This window comes from Dietzia sp. DQ12-76 (assembly GCF_014145045.1).
GTDB lineage: Bacteria > Actinomycetota > Actinomycetes > Mycobacteriales > Mycobacteriaceae > Dietzia.
In genome coordinates this window covers 1-2,689 of sequence record NZ_JAALDV010000324.1, presented here as the reverse complement: position 1 = coordinate 2,689, position 2,689 = coordinate 1, and the positions used below count along the sequence as shown (strand labels likewise).

Annotated in this window: 2 protein-coding genes; both read right to left on the bottom strand. The window is 71.5% G+C overall.

Annotated features, from left to right (window positions below):
* Positions 1-1,209, bottom strand: a 1,209-nt coding sequence (nuoN, locus tag G6019_RS11440) for an NADH-quinone oxidoreductase subunit NuoN (RefSeq protein WP_182627623.1), incomplete at its 3' end; no start/stop codon positions are given.
* On the bottom strand, positions 1,206-2,689 hold a 1,484-nt coding region (locus tag G6019_RS11435), incomplete at its 5' end, for an NADH-quinone oxidoreductase subunit M (RefSeq protein WP_182627621.1). The genes nuoN and G6019_RS11435, both read right to left, overlap by 4 nt.

Here is a 2,689-nt window from a genome sequence, read left to right as displayed (position 1 = left end):
TCCCGCCACCAGCGGCTGGCGCCGGCCCAGTCCGGCCCAGGCCCGGAGATCGCCGATCTCGGCGCCGTCGGCGTCCCGGACCAGCCCGGCCGCGGCGAACACGCCCACGGTGCTGACGGCGTACGCAGCGAGGTAGAAGAGCATCGCGGACGTCCCGGTGGACTGGACCGCGATCACCCCGGTGAGCAGGAACCCGGCGTGGGCGATGGAGGAGTACGCCAGGAGCCGCGTGACGTCGTTCTGCGCGACCCCCACGACAGTTCCGACGATCATCGTCAGCGCCGCGATCACCCACAGCACCGGCGCCCAGTCCGCCTCGAGGCCGGGCACCGCGGTGTGGAAGAACCGGAGGATCGCGCCGAACGCGGCGACCTTGGTGCCGGCGGCCATGAACGCGGTGATCGCGGTGGGCGCGCCCTGGTAGACGTCGGGGGTCCAGGTGTGGAACGGCACGGCGCCGACCTTGAACAGCAGGCCCACCGACATCATGGCCACGCCGATCAGGGCCAGGGCGCCGCCCCCGTCGGCCTCGACCGCCTCGGCGATCCCGCGGAAGTCCACGGTCCCGGCGGCGCCGTACACCAGCGCGACGCCGTAGACGAAGAACGCCGAGGAGAACGCACCCAGGAGGAAGTACTTGACCGCCGCCTCCTGCGAGAGCAGGCGTCGCCGCCGGGCCATCCCGCACAGGACGTACAGGGGCAGCGAGAGCACCTCCAGCGCGATGAACAGGGTGATCAGGTCGTTCGCCGCCGGGAACAGCATGAGGCCGCCCGTGGCGAACAGCGTGAGGGGGAAGATCTCGGTCTGGGTGAACCCCGCGCGCTCGGCGTCGCGCTCTCCCGAACCGCCGGGGGCCACGGCGGCCTGGGGCGCGAAGCCCGCGAGGACCTTCTTGCGGGAGGCCGAGGGGATGACGGTGCGCTCGCCGATCAACAGTCCGGCGGCGACGGCCACGACCACCGTGACGCCCTGCAGGAACAGCGCCGGCCCGTCGACCGCGACCGCGCCCTCGGCCGTGACGATCCGCGTCCCGGACAACAGGAGCACGGAGACGAGGGCGGCGGCGAGACCGCCCAGGTAGACGGCCATCTGTGTGGCATAGCGCCGCCGGGCGGGGACGAACGCCTCCACCAGCACACCGACGATCCCCGCCCCGAACACGAGGAGAAGGGGCGCGAGCGATCCGTACGCGATGTCCGGGGTCATCGGGCTCCTCCCACGAGGGCGACGGTGTGGGCGACCGCCGGTTCGATCACGTCCAACGCGGGCTGCGGGTAGAAGCCCAGCACGATCAGCGCCACCACCAGGGGGATCACCACCACGAGTTCGCGGTGGCCCAGATCAGGTGTCCGCGCCAGCCCGGTCGCGGGTGGTCCACCCATCACCCGTTGGTAGGTCCACAGGATGTAGATAGCCGCCAGGACGAAGGTGCTCGCGGCGAGCACCGCGGCCACCGGGTACGGGCCGAAGGTGCCGATGAACACCAGGAACTCGCTGACGAACGGGGCCAGACCCGGGAGTGACAGGGTGGCCAGGCCGGCGATGAGGAACGTCCCGGCGAGGACGGGGGCCACCTGCTGCACGCCTCCGTAGTAGCCGATCTCCCGGATGCGGTGCCGGTGGACGAGGAACCCGGCCACGAGGAACAGCGCGGCCGTGGCGACGCCGTGGTTGACCATGTAGAGCGTGGACCCGGCGGCCGCCTGCTCGGTCCTCGCGAAGATCCCCAGGATGATGAACCCGAAGTGGGAGATGGAGGCGTAGGCGATCAACCGGAGCAGGTCGGTCTGGGCGATGGCCATGAGGCCGCCGTAGACGATGCTGACCACCGCGAGCGTGATGAGCACCGGCGCCGCCGTCGCGGCCGCGTCCGGGAACAGCGGCAGGCTGTAGCGCAGCATCGCGAACGTGCCGACCTTGTCCACGACGGCCATCATCAACACCGCCGACGCGGGCGTCGCGGCCACGGCCGCGCCGGGCAGCCAGGTGTGGAACGGCCACAGTGGCGCCTTGATCGCGAAGGCCAGGGTGAAGGCGGCGAACATCAGCAGCGCCACGCCGGGCGTGATCTCCAGCCGACCGTCCGCGACGGCCGCGGTGATGAGGCGGTAGTCGAACGTGCCCGCCCCGATCGATCCGGCGTCAGTCCCTATCCCGGCGCGGGCGGTGAGGACGTAGAGGCCGATCACCGCGACCAGCATCACCAGCCCGCCGAGCAGGTTGTAGATGAGGAACCGCACGGCCGCCGCAGCCCGGTCGGCCCCGGAGGAGTCGCTGCGGCCGAACCCGCCGATGAGGAAGTAGAGCGGGATGAGCATGGCCTCGAACGCGACGTAGAACAGCAGCACGTCCAGGCTGGTGAACGCCACCAGCGCCAATCCCTGCGTGGTCAGCAGCAATGCCGGGTAGGCCTGCGCGCGGCGACCGTGGGCACCGTCGTCGACATCGTGCCATCCGGCCAGCAGGAGCAGCGGCATGAGGGCGGCCGTGAGCAGGACCAACACCAGGGCGATCCCGTCGAGCCCGAGCGTGTAGGTGGCGCCGAAGGCGGGGATCCACGAGCGTGACTCGACGAACTGGTGGGTCTGGCCTGCGGGGTCGAACCCCACCGCGAGCGCGACGGCCACGGCCAGCACGCCGAGCGACGTGGCCAGGGCGAGGGGTCTCGCGGCGCGTCGCGCGCCGG